This window comes from Vibrio paucivorans (assembly GCF_054053395.1).
Genome location: NZ_CM133230.1, coordinates 2729681 through 2753437 on the forward strand (window position 1 = coordinate 2729681; position 23757 = coordinate 2753437).

General features: G+C 44.6%; 17 protein-coding genes. 9 read left to right on the top strand and 8 right to left on the bottom strand.

The features are described 5' to 3' along the window. Positions 1 to 43: 43 nt before the first annotated feature. Together ftsH and rlmE are read right to left on the bottom strand one after the other, a co-directional pair. Positions 44 to 2023: an ATP-dependent zinc metalloprotease FtsH gene (gene ftsH / locus ACXABW_RS12410; protein WP_457522968.1), complete on the bottom strand. Its 1980-nt coding sequence runs from the start codon at positions 2021 to 2023 to the stop codon at positions 44 to 46. A gap of 108 nt (positions 2024 to 2131) precedes the next feature. After that, positions 2132 to 2761, bottom strand: coding sequence for a 23S rRNA (uridine(2552)-2'-O)-methyltransferase RlmE (gene rlmE / locus ACXABW_RS12415; RefSeq protein ID WP_252028126.1), 630 nt, complete (start codon positions 2759 to 2761; stop codon positions 2132 to 2134). A 119-nt stretch (positions 2762 to 2880) separates the two neighbouring features. Here rlmE and yhbY point away from each other — a divergent pair, with 119 nt between their 5' ends. Beyond that, entirely contained in the window at positions 2881 to 3177 is a 297-nt protein-coding gene (gene yhbY / locus ACXABW_RS12420) for a ribosome assembly RNA-binding protein YhbY (RefSeq protein WP_457522969.1), read from the top strand. Between the two features lie 92 nt (positions 3178 to 3269). On the opposite strand, the gene greA is transcribed toward yhbY, so the two are convergent. Further along, positions 3270 to 3743, bottom strand: coding sequence for a transcription elongation factor GreA (gene greA, locus ACXABW_RS12425; protein ID WP_252028130.1), 474 nt, complete (start codon positions 3741 to 3743; stop codon positions 3270 to 3272). Between the two features lie 569 nt (positions 3744 to 4312). Here greA and ACXABW_RS12430 point away from each other — a divergent pair. Together ACXABW_RS12430 and dacB are read left to right on the top strand one after the other, a co-directional pair. Next, positions 4313 to 5305, top strand: a complete 993-nt coding sequence (locus ACXABW_RS12430; RefSeq protein WP_457522970.1) for a porin — start codon at positions 4313 to 4315, stop codon at positions 5303 to 5305. 179 nt (positions 5306 to 5484) lie between these two features. Then, entirely contained in the window at positions 5485 to 6900 is a 1416-nt protein-coding gene (gene dacB, locus ACXABW_RS12435; RefSeq protein WP_457522971.1) for a serine-type D-Ala-D-Ala carboxypeptidase, read from the top strand. Here dacB and ACXABW_RS12440 read toward each other — a convergent pair. Beyond that, positions 6879 to 7724, bottom strand: a complete 846-nt coding sequence (locus ACXABW_RS12440; RefSeq protein WP_457522972.1) for a magnesium transporter — start codon at positions 7722 to 7724, stop codon at positions 6879 to 6881. The two genes, dacB and ACXABW_RS12440, sit on opposite strands and share 22 nt — an antisense overlap. Positions 7725 to 8139: 415 nt before the next feature. Here ACXABW_RS12440 and ACXABW_RS12445 point away from each other — a divergent pair, with 415 nt between their 5' ends. After that, positions 8140 to 8541, top strand: coding sequence for a YbaN family protein (locus ACXABW_RS12445; RefSeq protein ID WP_252028138.1), 402 nt, complete (start codon positions 8140 to 8142; stop codon positions 8539 to 8541). Positions 8542 to 8567: 26 nt separating this feature from the next. On the opposite strand, the gene tyrS is transcribed toward ACXABW_RS12445, so the two are convergent. Next, positions 8568 to 9755: a tyrosine--tRNA ligase gene (tyrS, locus tag ACXABW_RS12450; RefSeq protein WP_252028139.1), complete on the bottom strand. Its 1188-nt coding sequence runs from the start codon at positions 9753 to 9755 to the stop codon at positions 8568 to 8570. A gap of 129 nt (positions 9756 to 9884) precedes the next feature. Between tyrS and ACXABW_RS12455 the strand changes: the two genes are divergently transcribed. Continuing rightward, a complete protein-coding gene (locus ACXABW_RS12455; RefSeq protein ID WP_252028141.1) occupies positions 9885 to 11177 on the top strand; it encodes a peptidoglycan DD-metalloendopeptidase family protein in 1293 nt (430 codons plus the stop codon). Positions 11178 to 11234: 57 nt separating this feature from the next. On the opposite strand, the gene ACXABW_RS12460 is transcribed toward ACXABW_RS12455, so the two are convergent. From ACXABW_RS12460 to erpA, 3 genes are all read right to left on the bottom strand, one after another. Next, positions 11235 to 14351, bottom strand: coding sequence for an efflux RND transporter permease subunit (locus ACXABW_RS12460; protein ID WP_457522973.1), 3117 nt, complete (start codon positions 14349 to 14351; stop codon positions 11235 to 11237). Between the two features lie 8 nt (positions 14352 to 14359). Continuing rightward, the gene (locus ACXABW_RS12465; protein WP_252028145.1) at positions 14360 to 15454 is read right to left on the bottom strand and encodes an efflux RND transporter periplasmic adaptor subunit; all 1095 of its coding nucleotides are present in this window, start codon (positions 15452 to 15454) and stop codon (positions 14360 to 14362) included. Between the two features lie 90 nt (positions 15455 to 15544). Further along, positions 15545 to 15886, bottom strand: a complete 342-nt coding sequence (gene erpA / locus ACXABW_RS12470; protein ID WP_252028147.1) for an iron-sulfur cluster insertion protein ErpA — start codon at positions 15884 to 15886, stop codon at positions 15545 to 15547. Between the two features lie 280 nt (positions 15887 to 16166). On the opposite strand from erpA, the gene hemL reads away from it, so the two are divergent. The 4 genes from hemL to ACXABW_RS12490 all read left to right on the top strand — a co-directional run bounded on the left by hemL (position 16167) and on the right by ACXABW_RS12490 (position 23488). Beyond that, on the top strand, positions 16167 to 17459 hold the full coding sequence (hemL, locus tag ACXABW_RS12475) for a glutamate-1-semialdehyde 2,1-aminomutase (protein ID WP_457522974.1): 1293 nt from the start codon (positions 16167 to 16169) through the stop codon (positions 17457 to 17459). Positions 17460 to 17709: 250 nt separating this feature from the next. Beyond that, the gene (locus ACXABW_RS12480) at positions 17710 to 18795 is read left to right on the top strand and encodes an AI-2E family transporter (RefSeq protein WP_252028151.1); all 1086 of its coding nucleotides are present in this window, start codon (positions 17710 to 17712) and stop codon (positions 18793 to 18795) included. 89 nt (positions 18796 to 18884) lie between these two features. After that, complete coding sequence (gene rsmC / locus ACXABW_RS12485) at positions 18885 to 19910, top strand: 16S rRNA (guanine(1207)-N(2))-methyltransferase RsmC (protein ID WP_265686066.1); 1026 nt, start codon at positions 18885 to 18887, stop codon at positions 19908 to 19910. 191 nt (positions 19911 to 20101) lie between these two features. After that, a complete protein-coding gene (locus ACXABW_RS12490) occupies positions 20102 to 23488 on the top strand; it encodes a response regulator (RefSeq protein WP_457522975.1) in 3387 nt (1128 codons plus the stop codon). Positions 23489 to 23757 lie beyond the last annotated feature (269 nt).

Sequence of the window (23757 nt, forward strand, 5' to 3'; positions counted from 1 at the left end):
AAAACCCCGAGTCGCCTCGGGGTTTTATTGGTTAAGCTAGCGTTTACTCAGCGTCTTTCTTGTCCGCTGCTTCTTCAGAGCTTACTTCTGCCTTTTGTTCAGCTTGCTCAGCTTTAGGCTCCGCTTTTTTCTCGTCGGACTGTTTCGATTCTTCAGAATCAGATTCCGGCTTCGCTTCTTCCGCTTTCGGTTGAGATTGTTCTCCCCAACCAGCTGGCTCACGAATGTCCGTTTTACGTTCCATCAAGTCATCAATCTGACCAGCATCGATGGTTTCGTACTTCATTAACGCATCTTTCATCGCGTGCATGATATCCATGTTATCTTCAAGGATCTGCTTAGCACGGTCGTAGTTGCGGTCAATGATCTTACGGACTTCGTCATCAATCAGCTTAGCTGTGTCATCAGACATATGTTTAGTCTGAGTCACGCTACGGCCTAGGAATACTTCACCTTCTTCTTCTGCATACAAAAGAGGACCAAGTTTTTCAGAGAAGCCCCACTGAGTAACCATCTTACGCGCAATATCAGTTGCACGTTCAATATCGTTAGATGCACCAGTCGACACTTTATCAGCACCGTAGATAAGCTCTTCAGCTAAACGGCCGCCGTAAAGGCTTGAAACCATAGATTCAAGGTGTTGGCGAGACATACTCACACGGTCTTGCTCTGGCAAGTACATAGTCACACCTAGCGCACGGCCACGTGGAATGATAGACACTTTATACACTGGATCATGCTCAGGCACCAAACGACCAACAATCGCGTGACCCGCTTCATGATACGCCGTCGATTCTTTGGTCTCTTCAGACATAACCATAGAGCGACGTTCCGCACCCATCATGATCTTGTCTTTCGCCAGTTCGAACTCAACCATAGAAACGTTGCGCTTGTTGCCACGAGCAGCAAATAGTGCGGCTTCGTTTACTAAGTTTGCAAGATCAGCACCAGAGAAGCCTGGAGTACCACGAGCAATTAGAGAAGGCTCTACATCACCTGCAAGAGGCACTTTGCGCATGTGTACTTTAAGAATCTGTTCACGACCACGCACATCTGGTAGACCAACAACAACTTGGCGGTCAAAACGGCCCGGACGCAATAGAGCAGGGTCAAGTACATCTGGACGGTTAGTTGCAGCGATAACGATAATACCTTCATTACCTTCAAAACCATCCATTTCAACGAGCATTTGGTTAAGGGTTTGCTCACGTTCGTCGTGACCACCACCAACACCAGCACCACGCTGACGACCTACTGCATCAATCTCATCGATAAAGATGATACAAGGCGCTGCTTTTTTCGCTTGTTCGAACATGTCACGTACACGAGATGCACCAACACCTACAAACATTTCTACGAAGTCAGAACCCGAGATTGTGAAAAATGGTACTTTTGCTTCACCAGCGATCGCCTTAGCAAGTAACGTTTTACCAGTACCAGGAGGACCAACCATAAGAACACCAGTTGGGATCTTACCGCCAAGCTTTTGGAAACGGCTAGGGTCACGTAAGTAATCCACCAGCTCTTTCACATCTTCTTTAGCTTCATCACAACCCGCTACATCTGCAAACGTGGTTTTGATTTGTTCTTCGCTCATCATACGAGCTTTGCTCTTACCGAAAGACATAGCGCCTTTACCGCCACCGCCTTGCATCTGACGCATGAAGAAAATCCACACACCGATCAGTAAGATCATTGGGAACCACGAAATGAAGATAGTGCCAAGCAGGCTTTGCTCTTCAGGTGGTGTACCTTGAACTTTTACATTCTGGTTGATCAGATCATCAAGTAGCTTCTGATCATAAACAGGCATGTAAGTGACTGCCTTGGCGCCACCGCCACGACGGATAAAAGTGATCTCCTCACCTTTAAACGTTGCTTCTTGAATCTGGCCGTTGCCAACTTCCTGTACAAACGTGGTGTAATCAACTGCTCTGCCGTTGTTTTCTCCAGGGCCAAAGCTCTGGAAAACTGACATCAAAACTACAGCGATAACAAGCCACAGAATTAAATTTTTTGCCATGTCACTCAAGGTGTAAGCCTCGCGATAACTAATTGTAATTAAAGGTAGGGTACTACAGTTTGTAACCTGTAGCTATAGTGTTAACTTTTGCTATTTACAGCAAAATAGTTAGCCTTTGTAACCAGAGGCTACAATGAAAACTTCTCTTGAGCGAGCCCTTGAGGAGTCTGGTTTTCTAATTTTCACGACTTTAAACATGTCACGTACTTCTTTGACATATTGGTCGAAGCCTTCACCTTGGAAAACTTTAACCACAAAGCTACCATTAGGTGCCAGAACTTGTCGACACATATCTAATGCTAGTTCAACCAAGTACATAGCACGAGGTTGGTCTACCGAAGAGTTACCTGCAATGTTAGGCGCCATGTCTGACATCACAACATCGACCATGTTTGGTTGGATTCGCTCAAGTAATGCATCAAGAACCGATTCTTCACGAAAATCCCCTTGCAAGAAACTGACTCCAGCAATCGGGTCCATCGGCAGTAAATCACACGCGATGATTTGTCCGCTTTCCCCTATTACTTTAGCAGCATATTGAGACCATCCCCCTGGCGCAGCTCCCAAATCGACAACTGTCATTCCTGGAGCTAACAGTTTGTCTTTACTTTGGATTTCTTCCATTTTGAAATAAGCACGTGAACGATAACCTTTCTTTCTCGCTTCATTCGCGTATTTATCATCAAAATGTTCTTTCAACCAGCGTCCAGAGCTGGCCGAGTGTTTCTGTTTACTCATTCGATTCCTAACTAAAACGCCTCTACCCGATAAAGTATGGTAGAAAATATAGTCTTCCGAGATAGATGGCGTTAAAATGGTATTTTTCAACCCTAATAGTAAATAAAATTGGCCGCGTAATGAACCTAAGCACCAAACAAAAGCAGCATCTAAAAGGCCTAGCGCACAGTTTAAAACCTGTAGTGCTTATGGGCGCAAATGGACTAACTGAAGCTGTTCTAGCGGAAATCGAAATCGCACTCGATCACCATGAGCTAATCAAAATCAAAGTCGCATCTGAAGATCGCGACACTAAGCTATTGATTATTGATGCTATTGTTCGTGAAACTAAAGCAGAGAAAGTGCAAACCATCGGAAAAGTACTGGTGCTATACCGCCAGTCTGAGCAACGTAAGATCGAGCTTCCACGCAAGTAAGCTTTCGCTTTCCAAATGGTAAAAAAGGTCGCAATAGCGACCTTTTTAATTTCTAACAAATTCGAATAGCTGATTTAGCAGCCTGCTTTCGATTACTTGTACTCTACTTTGTCGATTTCAAAGTCTTTGTCACCACCAGGGGTAGAAATAACGACTTCGTCACCTTCCATTTTTCCGATCAAGCCACGTGCAATTGGTGAGCTCACCGAAATACGGCCAGATTTAATGTCAGCTTCATCGTCGCCAACGATTTGGTAAGTTTTTTCTTCATCAGTATCGACATCGATCAGGGTCACGGTAGTACCGAAGATAACTTTACCTGAGTTTTCCATTTGGCTAACGTCGATGATCTGAGCTACAGAAAGCTTGTATTCGATATCACGGATTTGCGCTTCACAAATACCTTGCTCTTCACGCGCTGCGTGATATTCCGCATTCTCTTTTAAGTCACCCAGTTCACGCGCTTCAGCAATAGCTTCTGAGATTTGTGGGCGAAGTTTTAGTAGTCGGTCTAATTCATCACGCAACAGTTGTGCGCCACGAACAGTCATTGGAACTTTTTCCATTTTATACCTCTATGCCAACGTTCCACTTTCAATATTGGAACGATTTGGACAATACAAAACCACCCAATACTCAGATTAGGTAGCTTATTCGCTTATCGATTTGGTTTAGTGTAAACAATGTTGGCGTCTAAATCACTCAAATTAATCTCACGTGATCTTAATTCAAAATATTCCGACCTAAAAACCGCCTCTGACTACAAAGCAAACAGTACCCTAGGAGCACAAGTACGATAAGAAACATATTTCACCTAAAAAAAGATAAACCTTGCGCTATTACCTCCATTATCAACAATGAATACAAGCCATTTAAAATCAAACACTTGATATTTTTACCCATCCAATAAAACACTGTTCATAAGTCTGATTTATATCATTTTACTAACTCATTAGTGAACTTTACGGTAGAAATTGAATGGCTAACATCACCGAAATTAGTCTTATAAATCATAGTTCTGACATAAATCTTACATATGAAACTTGATTAATTCGTGTGATGAGAAGAGGATAGCGCCTGCAAAGGAGATATCCCTCGCAAAACTATTTATGGACAGTAAATTAGGACTTATAAAATGAACAACAAAACTCTGATCGCTCTAGCAGTGGCAGCTGCAGCAGTATCAACTGGTGCAAGCGCAGCGAACGTATACAGCCAAGACGGCACAGAACTAAACGTCGGCGGTCGTGCGGAATTCCGTGGTGACTTCATCGGTAACGGCGGCGAAGAGATCGATGGCACAATGGCTAACAACAGCCGTTTCCGTCTAAACATCGGTGGTACAACTCAAATCAACGATTCACTTAGCGGTTTTGGTTTCTACGAAGCTGAGCAAGGTGTTGTTTCTTCGAGCGGCAACGATGCTGAAACTGACTTTACACAACGCTACATGTTTGCGGGCCTACAAGGTAACTTCGGCGCAGTATCTTTTGGTCGTCAAGATACTGCTGCAGTACAAATCTCACAAATGTCTGACGTAACTACGTTTACTGGTGCACAGAAAGAGTTTATTGCTGCGGGTAACGAGCAAGTTAACAACACTATTCTTTACACTGGCGACTTCGATGCGCTTTCTGTAAAAGCAAGTTTCATCGCAGGTGAAGACAAAGACACTAACGGTTACGGTATCTCTGGTATCTACACTCTACCTATGGGTCTAGGCTTCGGTCTTGGTTACTCTGCTGGTGATAACGGCGAGAACGCAGGTACTGGCAACGCAATCATTGCAGGTGTTAACTACACACTTGATTCTCTATACCTAGCAGGTACTTACACTACTGGTGAAACAGATGACAAATCTAGCTCTGACTTCAACGGTATGGAATTCGCAGCAACTTACGGCTTCGGTAACGGCTTCACTCTAATGGGTGCTTACCAAAAAACTGAGTACGATGTAGTTGGCCAAACAGTAAACCAAAGCGATTTCTTCGAAATCACTGGTGATTACGCGTTCAACAAGAACATCAACGCATACGTTGCATACATGCTAAATAACCTAGATAAAGATGACTTCGGTGCTAAAGACGCAGAAGACACGCTACGTCTAGGTCTAAAATACTCTTTCTAATCAGTTGACGAACCTCAGTTCGTAACTTGATGACTAAAGGTCTAGCGATTGCTAGGCCTTTTTGTTTTCTGCAATAAAATACATTGCTGACTAGCCCGATTGAGCTTCGCTCTTTATACTGAGTTCACTGTTTCATAATGAGCTCGCATCGCCTTGCCGCTCCCCTTACGGATTCTTCTATGCACAAGCTTCTTGTTTCTCTGGCAGCGCTATTTTCTAGTGTAACTTTCGCCTATTCACCTTTAGATACTCTGCCAACTGGAACTAGAAGTAGCCTGATCCTAGAAAGCCTGTCATCCCCGCAGCCAGAGCAACAACCCGAGCTTTCTCAGCAGCTGTTTCCACCTGCCAGCACACTAAAACTGGTCACTGCACTTGCGGCAAAATTAGAGCTGGGTGATGAGTTTCAGTTTGAGACCTCTATAGAAGCAGCCGGCAAAGATTTAGTAATACGCTTTAATGGTGACCCTACTCTGAAAACTAAAGATTTAGAGCTGCTATTGTCGCAAGCCAAACAGAAAGGCATGAGTCATATTGATGGGGATTTATGGCTTGATAACAGCCAGTTCACTGGCTACGACAGAGGTGTGGGCTGGCCTTGGGACATTTTAGGTGTGTGTTACAGTGCACCAGCCAGCGCGATCACGTTGGACGAAAACTGCGTACAAGCGTCTATTTATACTCAAACAGACGGTCATACCCGGGTATACGTGCCAGAACAGTACCCAATTCATGTGTCCACTCAAGCTCGTACCGTTACCGAAACCGAGCAAGAGAGCACTCAATGTGATTTAGAGCTACTGACGTCACCAAATAACCACTACCAGCTTAATGGTTGCCTAAGAGAACGTAGCAAGCCGCTGCCGCTCAAATTCGCGGTACAAGACCCTGCACAATACAGCACGCGTATGGTGTATAAGTTATTGAACAAACTTGATATTGTTTTAAAGGGGGAAGTAAAGGTTGGTTCACCAGAATCTTCAGATAATCAAGTTTTAGCTACCCATTACTCACCTAAACTTCCTCAACTACTTGAGACGATGTTGAAAAAATCGGATAACTTGATTGCCGATAATCTAACCAAAACGCTTGGTGCACATTTTTATATTCAAGCGGGAAGTTTTAGCAATGGCACAGAAGCGATCAAACAGATCATCTTCTCCAATACAGCAATCAATCTTGAACATAGCCAAATGGCTGATGGTTCAGGGCTATCACGTAATAACCGCTTAACGCCTCAAGACATGGCTCATGTACTGCGCTATATCTGGCAACATGATGAGGAACTTGGCTTGATTAAACTGATGCCAACATCAGGTGAATCTGGCACTTTGCAATACCGACGCAGCATGCGCAAGGCGCCAATTAAAGGCCAAATCATTGCCAAAAGTGGATCGCTATACGGTAGCTATAACATGGCTGGTTACGGGTTAGATAAAAATGGCCAACCACAGTCTCTGTTTGTTCAATTTGTTACTGACTACTACCCAATCAAAAAGAGCGACGGCCCTGCGGTCATCGCTCCTATTACTCAATTTGAAACCTTGTTCTACCAAGATGTGGTTCAGTTTAGTCAGGCTAAGCCTAAGAAGTAATTCACTACTGTAAAATAGATCCACATACCCGATATATCGACAATAGATGCGAGCACTGGACTCACAAGTACTGCTGGGTCCAATTTGCATGCACGAGCCAGTATAGGTAGCACTCCCCCAAGTGTGGTTGAAATTGTTACTTGAATGAACAGTGCCACCGCAATCGCCAGCGCAATCGTATCAATATCAAAACCACTAGCGGAGCTTGAATCGCTAAACATTAGAATGCGCGCCACCATCACAACGGCGATCGCAAACGCTAAGCAGATTGCTACTCGGCTCTCTTTCCATAACACCAGCATCCATTGCCGTTTTTTCAGTTCCCCGGTAGCAAGCGCTCGAATTACAAGCGTTGCTGCCTGAGTCCCCGTATTCCCCCCAGCTGCTGCAATTACAGGCATGTATACAGCTAGCAAAACCAACTGGCTGAGGGTGTCTTCGTACTGAGCGATGATCAGTCCAGAAACAATCCCCAATAACGCTAGCGCTATGATCCAACCAATTCTCTGTTTAACGTGTTCAATAACACTGGTCGTAAGATAGCCCTGCGCTGTTTCTACTTCCGAGTGAATCAAACCTAGCTGGTGCGCATAGTGACGAGCGCGCTTGTCATGGCCTTCACTTTCCAAGTGACTGATCAATTGCTGCACATAACCCACCGAGCAGTGGTGCAAGATTGCCACCGCCTCTTCAATTGGCATGACTGTCAGAAGTTGAATTTGTTTTTCGTGTTCGTATTGCAAAAATGCATTACGCGCCGCACCGATCTCTTCTTGAGAAAAGTGAGGCGTATTTTCAATGTAGTTATTGCTCATTACCGTCATGGCGAATCTCCCGATTGGCAAAGGTAACGACCATCAAACAGCAAGAAATAGACACAATAACGTACCAAAAACTTACGTAATCACTACGTAGCCTTGCTGTCAAAATCTAGAATTTTAAAGGAGAAAAAGAATAGAAAGGGAAAACTAAAGAAGATGCCCTACCGCAATGGTAGGAGCGGAGATCGCCAATACCGAAGCGGATTATTTTTCTCCCTTCATACTAGGGGGATGGTCGGTATTGTTCATAGTTATCTCCAAAAACACTGCTCAAATAGCAGCGCGCGTATTCTAACAAAAGCGCCAAGTTAGAACAGCTAAAATGTGTTTAGTTTTGTTAATAATTTGCCAATTCGAGTAATGCTAGCCAATACTTGAGTAGTCACTCTCTGTTTGGCTAGAGATAACACCCCACATTATGAATACAAAAAGAACACGACAAGAAATAAAACGTAAAGGCTATATGTGCGTTGGGTGGACCTGTGTCATTCTTGGGTCTATTGGTATTACAGTACCGCTGCTTCCAACCGTTCCCTTTATTCTACTCGCTCTATACTGCTTCGGCTGTGGATCACCAAAGTTTCAGCTTTGGCTATTAGAGCATCCAAGACTTGGCCCAATTGCAACACGGCTTAAAAATAATGACGGATTAACACGAAGAGAGAAAATACAATCTTTGGTGCTCATTTGGCTATCAATGGGCAGCGTATTTTATTTCATCGCCTATGGCTCTCATTGGCAATATGCCATCGCAGCCCTACTTTTATTCGAAACTTGGTTTATCCTTCGCTTTAAAACAAGCGAAAAAAAAGCGCCATAACGGCGCTTTTTCTTTTTATATTTAAATTACTTAATCGTAATTCGAGCAAACTTACGTTTACCCACTTGGAATACATATGTGCCGGCTTCAGGAGTAAACTTCGAGTCAGCGACTTTCTCACCTTCAATCTTAGCTGCGCCTTGCTTAACCATACGCATCGCTTCTGAAGTAGAAGAGCATAGGCCTGCTTCTTTTAGAAGATTACTCACCGGTAGACCTGCATCAAACTCAAATTCAGGCATTTCGTCTGGGATCTGGTTCTTCGCAAAACGGTTAACGAACTCTTGTTCAGCAGCATCTGCATCGGCTTCAGAGTGGAAGCGAGCGATGATCTCTTTCGCTAGCGCAACTTTCACGTCACGTGGGTTCTTACCCGCTTCAACACCAGCTTTAAGCTCTGCGATCTCTTCTAGCGGACGGAAAGATAACAGCTCGTAGTAGCTCCACATAAGATCATCAGAAATAGACATGATCTTACCGAACATTTCGCTCGGTGCTTCGCTCACACCAATGTAGTTGTGTGCAGACTTAGACATCTTCTTCTCGCCATCAAGACCAACAAGAAGAGGCATAGTAAGTACAACCTGAGGTTTCTGACCGTGAGCTTTTTGCAATTCACGCCCCATTAGTAGGTTGAATTTCTGATCCGTACCACCAAGCTCTACGTCTGTTTCCATTGCTACTGAGTCATAACCTTGTAGGAGTGGATACATAAACTCATGGATAGCAATTGGCTGGCCGCCTGTGTAACGCTTTTTAAAGTCATCACGTTCAAGCATACGAGCAACAGTTTGGTTTGCAGCAAGACGAATCATACCTTCTGCGCCAAGCTCAGAAAGCCACTCAGAGTTGAATTGAATCTTTGTTTTTGCTGGATCAAGAATTTTGAACACTTGCTCTTTATACGTTTCAGCATTACGCAAAACGTCTTCACGAGTCAGTGGTGGACGAGTAGTGTTCTTACCTGTTGGGTCACCAACCATACCGGTGAAATCACCGATTAGGAAAGTCACATCATGGCCTAGCTCTTGGAAAGCACGTAGCTTGTTCAAGATAACCGTATGACCTAGGTGAATATCTGGTGCTGTTGGATCGGCACCTAGTTTGATGCGAAGAGGACGTCCCTCTTTCAGCTTAGCAATCAGTTCTTCTTCAGGAATTAGCTCGTCTACACCGCGCTTAATTTCAGCCAGTGCTGCTTCAATGCTCGCCATTCTTGTTCACTCCCACAGATTTGGCAAAAATATGATAATGGTCCATCTTACTTGAATAGCGATGTTTTTTGAAACCAGTTAGACTAAACAGTTAGCTATTTTATTAATATTTTCAGAACGAAGTTTAAGATGTTGTCTATTTTCGCCCGACTGCCTTGGGTCCACAGAGCATTTATCGCCTTTTTCAGTGCGATAATTGTCATTGCACTGTTTTTCCTACCCGACCCCAAAGATCTTCGACCAGACAAAAAACGCTTCGAAGTTGGGCGCCATTACCCTTTAACCATTAATGCAGAAGCTTTGTCACCCGGAACCTCTATTTCTCCAACGGCTGCATTGCGCTGGGAAAAGCATACCGTTGGCTCTGGTGAAAGTGCTGCGATTTTGTTCCAGCGCCTTGGGCTTTCTTCTCGATTGCTTTATCAACTCACCAGCACAAATAACGACATCGAACGCCAACTGACGCGTCTGCGCCCAGGTGATGTGTTGGAATTCGGTTTTGATGAAAATGACGATTTAATCCAGCTAAAACGTAAGTTGAGCGCATTCGAAACCTTTGTCGTGTCTAAGACAGCCAAAGGGTTTAGCTCCAAGCTGGATAAAAAAGAGCTGTTTTTTCAGTACAACTACGCCGAAGCAGAGATTACATCTAACTTCTGGAATGCTGGTGTCAACGCTGGTTTAACGGCTAACCAAATTATGGAACTGGCTGGGATCTTTGGTTGGGATATCGACTTTGCTTTGGACATACGCAGCGGCGATCAATTTAAGATGTTGTACCAAGAACAAGTCGTTGAGGGTGAAGTGATTGGGCGGGGCAAAATTATCGCTGCTACCTTCGTTAACCAAGGTGATACCTTTACCGCAATTCTTGATGACAATACGGGCAACTATTTTGATGAAAATGGCCGAGCGATGAAAAAGGCTTTCTTGCGCTCTCCGGTTGATTTTCGTCGTGTAACATCAAACTTCAATCCACGCCGTAGGCACCCAGTAACAGGTAAAATTCGTGCGCATCGAGGGACTGACTACGCTGCCCCTGTTGGCACCCCTATTTGGGCTGCGGGTGATGGTGTGGTTCAAAAGTCGAGTTATAACCAATTTAACGGTAACTATGTCTTTATCAGACACAGTAATACCTACGTGACCAAGTACCTGCACTTACAGCGCCGCATGGTGAAAACAGGTCAACGAGTTAAGCAAGGACAAACCATCGGTACATTGGGAGGCACAGGCCGTGTAACGGGCCCTCACTTGCATTATGAATTCCTAGTTAACGGAGTACATAAAAATGCTCGCACGGTCAAACTACCTCAGTCGAAATCACTAACAGGTAAAGCTAAGGCCACCTTCATTGCTAACGCAAAAATACGCTTAGCCAAGCTAGAGCGCTACGGCGAATTACTTTACGCTCGTAACTAGCCCTCATATACGAAAAAGCCCACGATTCTCATCGTGGGCTTTTTTCTGCTCTTCGACCTAACTGGTTTCAATAGCTTCGCCATTGTTCTCTTCGAGCTTATGTCGTTTAGTCAGCATCAGTAAACATGGTGTCAGCACTAACGTCAGTACGGTCGCAAATGCAAGCCCGCCAGCAACAGCCGTTGCCAATTGAGACCACCACTGTGTACTTGGTGCCCCAAACTCGATTTTTTGGTTAATCAAATCGATGTTCATTTCCAATACCATTGGCATTAGACCCAAAATAGTGGTCACTGTTGTCAGTAGTACCGGCCTCAGACGCTGAACACCAGTTCGAAGAATAGCCTCACGACGATCTAATCCTCGCTTGAGCAGCTGGTTATACGTGTCGATCAATACAATATTGTTATTTACGACAATCCCCGCTAACGCAATCACGCCAATACCAGACATCACTATGCCAAACGGTTTTTGGAACACTAATAAGCCAGCGAAAACGCCAACAGTAGAGAACAGTACCGCACTCAATATTAAGAAAGCTTGATAGAAGCTATTGAACTGAGTAATGAGGATAAGCGCCATGACCGCCAAAGCAACAATGAAAGCATTTTGCAAGAATGCAGATGAGTTTTGCTGCTCTTCATTTTGACCACGGATTTTAAACTCAACTCCTGAAGGTAAGCCCAGCTCAGACAAAGCTTGCTCAATCTTTGGCAATTCTAAGGCTAAGTTATAACCTTCTTCCATATCAGCCTTAATGTTAATCACTCGGTGACCATCAATACGCTTGATCGTATCTTGCTTATGATCGGGAGTGATTCGGGCAAAATTGGTTATTGGTACTAAGCCCGCCGGCGTTTTAACTCTAAGCTGATCAAATCGGCCTATATCACGTTTGTCTTCAGGATAGCGGACCAAAATATCCACTTCTTCATTAGCATCATCAGGCAGGTAATCACCAATTTTTAAGCCATTGGTTACGAACTGAACCGTGTTTCCGACCAAAGTAGCATCGGCAGCAAAACGAGAAGCATCATCACGACGAATATCAATCTGCCAATCGATCCCCTCTTTGCTCGAAGTGTCACTGATGTTGGTAAAGGCGGGGTTATTATCCGCCCAATGTCGCACCATTTTAGACGCTGAATCCAGCTGTTCCGGTACGCGAGCAGACATCTCTATCACTAAATCATGCTCGACCGGAGGGCCTGCATCTGGGAACTTATACTCAATTTCAACCCCAGCAAACTTGTTGGTTTCCTGCTTTAATTCCTCGATGATCTCTTTTACTTTACGGCGGTACTGCCAATCGACCGGTGTAATTTGAATTTGGCCAATTTCATCGTCGCCCCCCGTACGGGTATAAACACTTTCAAACTCATCATGGCCGAGCATCACCTGTTCGATGTCACTCATAATGACGTCTTTTTCATTAATCGAAAGGTCACCGTAGGAGCGAACTTTTACAGTGAAGAACGGTGGGTCTACCTCAGGGAAGAACTCAGCCCCTAACCCTGCCTTTGCGTAGGTAAAGCCAACGCCCACAGCAAGCAAAATTGCCCCTAACAGTATTTTGAGCGGGTGTTTAATCGCAACCGATAAGGTCTGATAGTACAGCTTGGTCAGGCCCGTCGCCTTGTCAAAATCCCCATCATGCAGAGCCACCATTTGCGCGCGACTTTGAGGAGTAACATTCTGTGGCTTACCAATCATCCCGCCCAATACCGGAACAAACAGTAGTGCCATGACCAAAGAAGCACTCAGGGTTGCTATCAGCGTCAGGGGCAGATACTTCATAAATTCGCCGGTAATATCCGGCCAGAATAACAGCGGAGCAAATGCGGCCAGTGTCGTTGCTGTCGACGCTGTAATAGGCCATGCCATGCGTTTCGCAGCGTCTCTATACGCTTGTCGGCGTGGAGTACCTTCTTGCATTCGCCTGTCGGCAAACTCTGTTACTACAATTGCTCCATCTACCAGCATACCTACCGCCATAATCAGTGAGAACAACACTACGATATTGACGGTTAAGCCAAATAGAGACAGAACAAGCAAACCAGTTAAGAACGAGCCTGGGATAGAAATGCCGACCAGCAAAGCTGTTCGTACGCCTAAGATGGCGATAATGACAATGACCACCAAAATAATTGCTGACAAGATATTGTTTTGCAGGTCATTGAGCATGATCTTAACGTCTTTCGACTGATCATAAGTGTATTTAACTAGAAGATTATTTGGCCATTCAGGGCGTTTTTGCGCCTCCGCCAATACCGCTTTAACCAACTCCACGGTTTCAATGATGTTTTCGCCAGCACGCTTTTTAACATCCAGCACCACTGCTGATTTACCATCTAAACGAGCAAAGCTATCTGGATCGCGAAATGCACGACGCACCGTTGCGACATCCCCAAAGGTAATCACTTGCTTGCCATCCACTTTGACGGGCAATTCAAGTACATCTTTGAGCGAGTCAAAAACCGAAGGAACTTTGACCGAGAACCGGCCATAGCCTGTATCGACAAAACCCGCCGCGACGACTCGATTATTTAGTGCGATCAGGTTGTAGATATCTCCCTGATCAAGGCCATAGCTCTCCATCAATAAAGGATCGACAATGATCTCAACAATGTCTTCTCGATCACCAGCAATATCGACTTCCAATACTTGGCGGTAACTTTCTAATTTATCGCGCAGCTGGCGAGCAATTTGAACAATCGTTCTTTCTGGCACAGTACCGTACAAAACGACCGATAAAGCAGGCTCTTCCGATGCCAACGTCACTTCATTCACCGTTGGTTCATCACTGTCTGCCGGCAGTTTAGGTTTTGCCAGATCAACCGCATCTCGCACATCGGCCATTGCACGGCTAAGGTCCATTCCGACACTAAACTCCAACATCACCGACGCATGCCCTTCAGCAGCCGTCGATGTCATCTCTTTTACACCTTCAATAGAGCGAAGTTCTTGCTCGATTGGGCGCACTAAAAGACGCTCCGCGTCGCTAGGCGAAATACCTTGGTGCCCTACCGAAACATAGATAATTGGGATAGTAATATCAGGGCTGGACTCTTTCGGTATGGTCAGATAAGTACCGACTCCGGCAATTAAAATCAATATCAGTAAGCTGATCATCGTACGAGTACGAGACAGCGCTGCATCAATGATTGAATACATACTGCCTCCTATTTGTCAGACTGCTGAGACTGGTTCACCGCTATTACCGAGTCGCCATCGCGAACAAAGCCTTGGCCCACGGTGATGATGTCGACCTGTTCACCTAAACCAGATAACCAAACCCCATCTTTTTCCGCTTTAACTAGCTGAATAGGAACGAAACTAACCTTGTTGTCCTTGAGAGTTTTCACCCCGAGGTTGCCCACTTCATCCAAAGCCAACATCGCAGGAGTAACCTTTACCGCAAGCTGGCTTTTCAAGCTAAGCTCAACCTCCGCACTGATCCCAGCAGGGATTTTTTGGTTTGGGTTGTTGATTTCGATTTCAATTGGAAAAGTATTGGTAGAAATCGACGACACACGAGATATATAACGCAGCTTACCGCTTACCTCTTCACCATCGATAAAACGAATTACTGCCACTTGATTTGGCGTTAAGTATTGAATATGCCTTTCACTGACATCGGCTTCAATCACCAGTTTATTGAGGTCAAGTACAGTCGCAACGGGATCGCCAATCCCCACAAAATCGCCAGTTTCAATAAATAAGTGATCAACAATACCGGTAAATGGCGCAGTCACCTCAGTATTACGCAGAGCCACTTTTACATTGCTGACCATGGCTTTCGCTTCTACCAAAGATGCTTCAGCCGAGGCAAATGCCACTTCCCCCTGAAGACCTTTATTTTTTAAAGATTGCGCCGCTTTGAACTCTTTCTCACGAACCTTCAACATAGCTTCAGCACGTTGAAGTTGAATGTTTAGGTCACCTTTATCTATATAGGCAATGACTTGGCCTTTTTTAATCGATGAGCCTTTACGCACAGCAAGGCGCTCAATTTTTCCAGCGATTTCAGCACCAATCCGAGCCTTTTTGTCTGGAGCTGTACGACCATAAAGGTCAATTTTCTTTTCGGTACTTTGGGCGATAAAGGTCTGAAACACCACTTTGGCAAGCGGTATCGATTCTTGATTGTTTTTTGGAAGAGATTCTTCAGCTTTGAGACTACCTAGCCCAAGCCACATGATAAGAACAAGAAGGAGAAACAGAGAAACAAGCCATGGCCGCTGAGCAGCGAAACCAACTACGCGTAATCTTGGCATATAACATCCTTTTATTTTACTTACGTAACATCCTAATACGTAAGTTTATGCAGTTAGATCAATGATCTAACTGCAAGTCATGCATTCATATTAAACACTAAATGAAGCACCACACCCACAAGTTGTTGTTGCATTCGGGTTGTTTACAAAGAAGCGAGCGCCTTCAAGGCCTTCTGTGTAATCAACCATACCACCCATTAGGTATTGCAGGCTCATTGGATCAACAACCAAAGTAACGCCACTGTTTTCAATTTCAGTATCGCCTTCGTTCACGCTCTCATCGAACGTAAAACCATATTGGAAACCGCTGCAGCCACCGCCCGTGATGTAAACTCGTAGTTTTAGTGCTGGATTTTCTTCTTCAGCGATAAGCGCTTTTACGCGTGTTGCTGCTGCGTCAGAAAAGGATAATGGTACATTTACTTCGCTCACGACGACCTCTCTCACTCGTGTAAATATCCACTCGCTCGATTATGGAGTAAATCCAAATTCGGTGGATGTATCTTTTTTGATAATAGAGTGATTATCCAATACCTGACTTAACCGTTCAAGTATTCACCATCATGAATCGCTGTTTCCGTTACTTTACAGCTCAAAAGCGCTTGGAAGATGTGAAAAAGAGCAGAAAATTCAGCAAAAGATTTCTAGTTCAACCGACGATAGGTACAATGCGAGGCAAATTGGTCCTAAATAATCAAAAGAGGATGTATCCATGACCAAATCATCAGAGTTATATCAAAAAGCACAGCAAACCATTCCAGGCGGCGTTAACTCCCCTGTTCGTGCTTTTAATGGCGTCGGTGGTTCACCAATCTTTGTAGAACGAGCTGATGGCCCGTTGATTTTTGATGCTGATGGTAAAGCGTACATCGACTATGTAGGTTCATGGGGGCCAATGATTTTAGGCCATAACCACGCAGTAATTCGCGACGCTGTTATTGAAGCAGCTCAGCGTGGTTTGAGCTTCGGTGCTCCAACTGAAATGGAAATCAAGATGGCTGAGCTCGTTTCTGAGCTGGTACCATCTATGGAACAACTGCGCATGGTGAGCTCTGGTACAGAAGCAACGATGAGTGCAATCCGTCTGGCTCGTGGTTTCACAGGCCGAGACAAAATCCTTAAATTTGAAGGTTGTTACCACGGCCATGCTGATAGCTTACTGGTAAAAGCAGGTTCTGGCGCACTGACCTTAGGCCAGCCAAGTTCTCCTGGTGTACCAGCTGACTTTGCAAAACACACTCTAACAGCAACGTTCAACGACCTAGACTCTGTCCGTGAGCTTTTCGCCGCAAACAAAGACGAAATCGCTTGTATTATCGTTGAGCCTGTAGCTGGCAACATGAACTGTATCCCACCGGTTGAAGGCTTCCATGAAGGCCTACGAGAAATCTGTGACCAAGAAGGTGCTCTACTGATCTTTGATGAAGTTATGACAGGTTTCCGCGTAACATTAGGTGGCGCACAAGCGCACTACAACATCAAACCAGACCTAACAACACTAGGTAAAGTAATTGGTGGCGGTATGCCAGTAGGTGCGTTCGGTGGTCGTAAAGAAGTGATGCAGCATATAGCACCAACAGGTCCTGTCTACCAAGCTGGTACTTTATCAGGCAACCCTGTTGCGATGGCCGCAGGCTTTGCATGCTTGAACTTACTAAAAGAAGAAGGCAACGAAAAACGCTTGGCAGCAAAGACAAAGCAGCTAGCTGATGGCTTTAAATCTCTTGCTGATAAGCACGGCATTCCATTAGCGGTTAACCAAGTGGGTGGCATGTTCGGCTTCTTCTTTACAGAGCAAACAGAGATTACTTGTTACGAAGACGTCACGAAGTGTGATTTGGAGCGATTCAAGCGTTTCTTCCACTTGATGATCGATCACGGTGTATACCTAGCTCCTTCGGCATTTGAGGCTAGCTTCCTATCTTTGGCTCATGGTTCTAAAGAACTAGAAGCAACTCTAGAAGCAGCGGACCGCTGTTTTGCAATTATCGCGCAAGAAGCATAACCAGCGAGATTGTAAAAAGGCTGCCAACTGGCAGCCTTTTTGTTTTTGTAACATCTATCGCCAGTAAACAACTATCAAACCAATAAGCCCAATTAATACTAAACGAAACCACGGTATTTTCTTGATATGCTTCGTCTGCTTTTCTGAGCAGTTTTCATTATTGCAGCACCCCATTCGCCTAACTCTCCATTGATAACGCACTGTTTTGCGGTCATTATATCCCCATATGCATAAACCTTGGACTGTAATCGTGCCAAATAAAGCCAAAATAACGTCTAATCATTGGGTACTGGTCGTCGCCCTGATCGCCGCCGCGTTCGCCTGCTATTTACTTATTGCTCCGTACGTGAACTCAATTGTAATGGCATTTATCATCTCGTTGCTCATGTTCCCGATCCACGAATGGCTCGAAACAAAAATGCCCAAGCATAGAAACTTCGTCTCGTTTTTATCTTGCCTTATTCTTACTTTCATCATCGTCATCCCTTTACTGTTCGTCTTTACCGCTATCGTTCAACAAGGGTCAGTCTTCTCACAAAATGTCTATCAATGGGGTACGCATGGCGGTATTCAAACCGTCCTAGACCATCCTCTAGTAGTAAAAGCACTTGCATTCGCCAATAGCTATCTACCATTCGAAGAAATCACCCCGCAGGAAATCGCACAAAAAGTGGGACAGTTCGCCACATCATTCGGCGCAAACATCGTCAGCATCAGTGCCAAAATCCTGGGTGATGCCACCAGCTTTTTGATGAACTTCTTCTTGATGCTATTTGTGTTGTTTTTCCTACTAAGAGATCACGACAAAATCATCTCCTCTATTCGCCATATCCTGCCCCTATCTCGCAGCCAAGAAGACCGCCTTCTAAATGAGATCGAGCAAGTGTCTAAATCCGCAGTAATGGGCTCATTTTTGACGGCTATCGCCCAAGGTTTTGCCGGCGGTATTGGTATGTGGCTAGCCGGTTTCCCCGGGTTATTCTGGGGCACGATGATGGGCTTTGCCTCATTCATTCCTGTCGTCGGTACCGCGTTAATATGGATTCCAGCAACGATTTATCTGTTCTTAATCGGTGATACAACTTGGGCTATCTTCCTTGCTGTATGGTGTATCGCGATTGTTGGTTCAATTGACAACATCTTACGACCTCTGTTGATGCAAGGTAGCGCTGGCATGAACACCCTCATGATTTTCTTCTCACTACTTGGGGGCATCCAGTTCTTCGGTTTGATTGGTTTGATCTATGGCCCACTGATCTTTGCGGTAACCATGGTACTGTTCAATATCTACGAAGAAGACTTTAAAGGCTTCCTAGATAGGCAAGATAATAGCTAGCCTTATTAGCGCAATATTAACTACTTCAAGCTGAGGGCAGATTATGAGAAAATCCGCCCTCTTTTTTCATCTCTAATATCGAGTATCTAATGTCTGCTTATATCGCACCGAGTCAAATTGCTGAACGCCAACTTGCTTACTTCGCTGGAAAGCACGTATTAGTAGCAGGAGAAGCTGAAGATTTATTCCCAGTCGAACTGGCAAAATCTTGTGAATCGGTCACGGTATACACCACAAACTATGGGTATTACCGCCAACTCAACAATCATTCAGCGGTGAACTGTTACTTTGGTGCGGAGTTTGATCAAGACACTAACGCCGACATGATTTTACTCTACTGGCCAAAAGCTAAAGCGGAAGCTCAGTATTTACTAGCTATGTTGCTGGCTAAATTAGGCACTGATACTGAGATTGTTGTCGTAGGTGAAAACCGCTCTGGTGTAAAAAGCATTGAAAAAATGTTCAAGCCATACGGACCTATTAACAAGTATGATTCAGCGAGACGTTGCTCCTTCTACTGGGGGCAAGTCTCTCAAACTGTCGAACCTTTCAACATTCAAGATTGGTTCAAAACATATCAAGTTAGCTACAACGATGTCCCATTAACCATAAAAAGTTTACCAGGCGTATTTAGCCACGGTGAATTTGACATAGGCAGTAAGCTACTACTAGATACGCTTCCCACGCTAACCGGAAAGGTATTGGATTTTGGCTGTGGCGCTGGAGTATTAGGCGCAGTAATGGCGTCAACCAATGCCGACATCGAGTTGGAAATGTGTGATATCAGTGCACTTGCGGTAGCTTCAAGCCAAGCAACTTTAGCCGCCAATGGTTTGACTGGCCGAGTCTTCGCTAGTGATGTCTATTCAGATACAAGCGAAGACTACCAATTTATCATTAGTAATCCACCGTTTCACGCAGGGTTAGATACTAGCTACAGCGCAACGGAAACGCTATTGGCACATGCTCCGTCAAAACTGAAAGCAAAAGGGAACATGTATATCGTCGCAAATAGTTTTCTAAAATACCCACCAATCATCGAGCAAGCATTTCATAATTGTGAGACGCTAAATAAGACCAATAAATTCGCTATATACCACGCTAGCAAAGCCTAAACGGCGATTATATCGGCAACAAATTAGGCGCAATTTAATAAAATTGCGCCTACGCCCACGAATTCCTTAGGACTTACTTGTCAAAGTAAAAAAACTCGTTAATTTCGTAAGGTTGAAGACCTTTTAGTTTATTAACGTTGTTTTGCGCCGCTCTTCCGGCAAAAACGTTTGATGGAAAGTAACGTTCTATTATGTTCAAGTTTTATCGTAAACAAAGATTTAAACGCCTACAAAATACTCTGATGTTGGCGTTTCTTGCATTGAGCATCACCCCTCTCACGATCGTCGCACTGTTTTTCCTAAACTCTCACAGTAAAGATTTGCAGGAACAGAGTACTTCTCACCTGATATCTGTAAGGGATACCAAGCAGCAACAGGTCATCGATTACTTATACTCCAAAGAGTCTGAAGTGATGGGCTTTGTTCGCTCGGAGCTGGCTTATGCGAGTGGTGGCCGATTTTATGGCTTAGTCAACGCGTTCCAAAATTTAGGTTTAGACATCGAACAGGCTCGTTCCAACGCGCAACAGCGCTACATTCTTGGATCAGGCGACCAGATTAAAACGTCAATTTTGCCGCAATCTAAAGTGTACACGGGCAGTGAACGTTACCGTCTATTGCACAAGCGTTACCACTGGGCCTATTTAGAGTTACTTAAACGTTCCGATTTTGACGATATCTTATTGGTCGACATCACGGGTAACGTCACCTACTCCATCTACAAACACGATTACTACGGTACCAACCTCGTTTCGGGTAAATACAAAGACGAGAACCTAGGCAAAACCTTTCAGCAGCTCAAACAACTGGTCACGGAGAAACGCCGGACTAATGAAGAATTTACTCCTGTCATTATCTCCGACTTTTCAGAATCAAATGGTAAGCAGGTCGCATGGCTAGGCGCACCTATTATTCAACAAGGCTACCTACACAGTTACGCTCTTTTCCGTTTACCTAACAATGGCATTACTAAACTAATAGCCGATACCAACGCTAAATCAGGCATGAGAACACTGCTAGTTGGTAAAGATCACATCACACGTTCGATGGCCTTTAAACAAGAAGATATCGATAAAAGTACTGAAGTTATCGATTTAGCTCTGCAAGGACTCTCGTCGGTAGGTACTTACACCAATACGCTCGGTGAAAAAACCATCGCGGCTTATAGCCCAATCTCTCTCAAAGGAGTGAATTGGGCAATAGTAGTAGAAGTGCCCGAAAGTGAAGCTTTTGCACGCGTGCACAGCTTAGAGAAACTGTTCGTGATAGCAATGCTCGCGGCTATTATCTTAGTGGTTATCGCTTCACACTATCTCTCGAATTTCATTACCTCCCCTCTACTCAAATTAACTTGGGCAGCGGAGAAAGTATCGGCAGGTGACCTCGATGAAAACGTCATCAATACAGAACGAAAAGATGAGATAGGCCGCCTAGCGGTGAGCTTCGAAAGAATGCAGCGCTCGATTCGCGAAAAAATGCAGCTCATTAAATCGCAGAATGAGGAGCTTGAAAGTAATATCCATCTCATCCAGAAGCAAAATGATGAGTTGCAACTTGCCAATAAACTAAAAGATGAATTCCTAGCCACAACATCTCACGAGCTAAGAACGCCATTACATGGCATGGTTGGTATCGCAGAGGCTCTGGTTTCAGGTGCTAACGGACCAATCACTTCCGATCATAAATACCAACTAGATATCATTATTAGTAGCGGCCAACGCCTAGCAACACTGGTTGATGACCTACTCGATTACCACAAAATGCGCTACGGCAGCTTAGACATTCAAACCAGTGCAGTTGATGTTTCTACTGCTACTCGATTAGTACTAGAACTATCAAATCACCTGTTGGGCAACAAACCAATCAGAATCATTAACCAAGTTCCAGACGAAAGTATTTGGGTTTCAGCAGACCCTCAACGTTTGGAACAGGTGCTTTATAACCTCATCGGCAATGCGATTAAGTACACTTCTGAAGGTAAGATTGTTATCTCCACCACTATCGTCGATGAAAAACTACGTGTACAAGTGGTTGATACCGGACAAGGCATCCCAGCCGACCAACTAGAACACATTTTCGAACCACTCATTCAAGCGGGAAGTGACTCAAGTCGATATCGCCAAGGTGCTGGACTCGGTTTATCTATCAGTCGCCAGCTGATTGAACTTATGCAAGGTTCACTCTATGTCAGCAGCCAGCCGATGGTTGGTACGACCTTCAGCTTCACCTTGCCTCTGGCTTCCGAAGCGGAAGTTAATGAGGCTAGCCTACATGAACCTTCACACTTCCAAGCGCCAGATTCATCTGAAATAGAACTACCTAGCCAAGGTTCGCTCCCTGAAAACCCACAAGGCCCATTACTGCTTGTCGCAGACGACGAGCCAGTTAACTTAAGGGTACTCGATAGCTTCTTACGTTTAGAAGGCTACCGTGTCAGGACAGCAAAAGACGGTTACGAAGCGCTTGAGTTGGTCGAGAAAGAAAAACCAGAGCTGCTGCTGTTAGATATTATGATGCCTGGCATGAGCGGTTATAGCGTATGTGAGAAACTGCGTGAACAGTATGACCATGCAAGTCTGCCGATCATCATGCTAACAGCGCTAAATCAAACTGATGACCGGATTCGAGGTTTTGATGCCGGAGCCAATGACTATTTATCTAAACCATTTAACAAGCATGAACTTGCGGCTCGAATCGTCGCGCACTTAACAGCAAGTAAAGCCGAGCAAAGGCGTATCGAAAACGACCAACTACAGTTAGAGCTAAAACATCGAGCCATGGTCGAAGCAAGCTTACTCGAGACACAGGGAAGGCTGCTGGAACAACTAGAATCAGCACCTGAGGCCATTATCTGTGTTCGAGACGACAATAAGGTTAAGTTTGCTAATGATGCAGCCTCTAAGCTGTTTAAACGTAGCCATGAACAGCTTAAGCGCTCAAGTGCAGAAGAGCTTATTGCACCCAAATACCTTACCGTCGAACAAGAGCATTACTGTGGTGATATCGATATCTATGTAGAAGACATTCGCCAACATATCTCGACCGATATTCTCAAGCTGCCAGAAGCTTCAGGACTGAAAGCTATGTATATCTTCAACGTTGGTGGGAGCGTTAATGCGGCACGCATTAATAATCTAGAAACCGCGATTGAAGCGCTCTCTAGCTACGCATTTGAAGGAGATAAAGGGAAACTGCAGCAGCTAAAAGAGCTTGGTGGTGAATTCACTCGTATTGCAGATAAAGCTACCGACGAGAATAAATCTAAGCAAGACATCATGCGAGAAGTCCTAGTCGATGCCATGACAAGTGCGATTTCATACTGGGAGAGAACCACGGGGCAGAGCAAATTTAACTTCGCCGAACAAAGTGGATTGTGGCGCGTTTACTTAGATAGAAGTACGCTCCAAACTCGTACACTGGATAAGTACCTACGTATTGAAACATTGCCGAAAACTCCGCGCTGGCGAACCGTTTTGAGCTCACTCGAGTACATCCTAGAGCACTGCCAAGAACAGAGCCCTGAACGCTCTCACATCATCGCTTTAAGGGACAAACTACAGCACCTACTAACTACCTAGATAACTCGCCAAGATTCACTATCTAAAAGCCAGCTCTATGCTGGCTTTTTTGTGTTTTGAGGCCAACATGCTCTAAGGCCCCCCAATTAAGTACCTATCGCTTAGCTTCTCTTTTTTGTATGTAAATCACTCAATACTCTTGCCGCTACGTACTCATCAAAGCATCACCTTATTGACTCTAATTGCTGTCTAATAGCGTTGTTTTACGCCGTAAATTAACCCTCTAATTAGGCCTCTAACACTCGCTGTAATTCAGCATAATTCGATTT

Coding starts and splice junctions, on each gene's coding strand:
- yhbY (WP_457522969.1), top strand. CDS start 2,881: ATGAACCTAAGCACCAAACAAAAGCAGCATCTAAAAGGCCTAGCGCAC.
- ACXABW_RS12445 (WP_252028138.1), top strand. CDS start 8,140: ATGAATACAAAAAGAACACGACAAGAAATAAAACGTAAAGGCTATATG.
- hemL (WP_457522974.1), top strand. CDS start 16,167: ATGACCAAATCATCAGAGTTATATCAAAAAGCACAGCAAACCATTCCA.
- rlmE (WP_252028126.1), bottom strand. CDS start 2,761: ATGAGTAAACAGAAACACTCGGCCAGCTCTGGACGCTGGTTGAAAGAA.
- ACXABW_RS12455 (WP_252028141.1), top strand. CDS start 9,885: ATGTTGTCTATTTTCGCCCGACTGCCTTGGGTCCACAGAGCATTTATC.
- rsmC (WP_265686066.1), top strand. CDS start 18,885: ATGTCTGCTTATATCGCACCGAGTCAAATTGCTGAACGCCAACTTGCT.
- dacB (WP_457522971.1), top strand. CDS start 5,485: ATGCACAAGCTTCTTGTTTCTCTGGCAGCGCTATTTTCTAGTGTAACT.
- ACXABW_RS12460 (WP_457522973.1), bottom strand. CDS start 14,351: ATGTATTCAATCATTGATGCAGCGCTGTCTCGTACTCGTACGATGATC.
- ACXABW_RS12440 (WP_457522972.1), bottom strand. CDS start 7,724: ATGACGGTAATGAGCAATAACTACATTGAAAATACGCCTCACTTTTCT.
- ftsH (WP_457522968.1), bottom strand. CDS start 2,023: ATGGCAAAAAATTTAATTCTGTGGCTTGTTATCGCTGTAGTTTTGATG.
- ACXABW_RS12490 (WP_457522975.1), top strand. CDS start 20,102: ATGTTCAAGTTTTATCGTAAACAAAGATTTAAACGCCTACAAAATACT.
- ACXABW_RS12465 (WP_252028145.1), bottom strand. CDS start 15,454: ATGCCAAGATTACGCGTAGTTGGTTTCGCTGCTCAGCGGCCATGGCTT.
- greA (WP_252028130.1), bottom strand. CDS start 3,743: ATGGAAAAAGTTCCAATGACTGTTCGTGGCGCACAACTGTTGCGTGAT.
- ACXABW_RS12430 (WP_457522970.1), top strand. CDS start 4,313: ATGAACAACAAAACTCTGATCGCTCTAGCAGTGGCAGCTGCAGCAGTA.
- tyrS (WP_252028139.1), bottom strand. CDS start 9,755: ATGGCGAGCATTGAAGCAGCACTGGCTGAAATTAAGCGCGGTGTAGAC.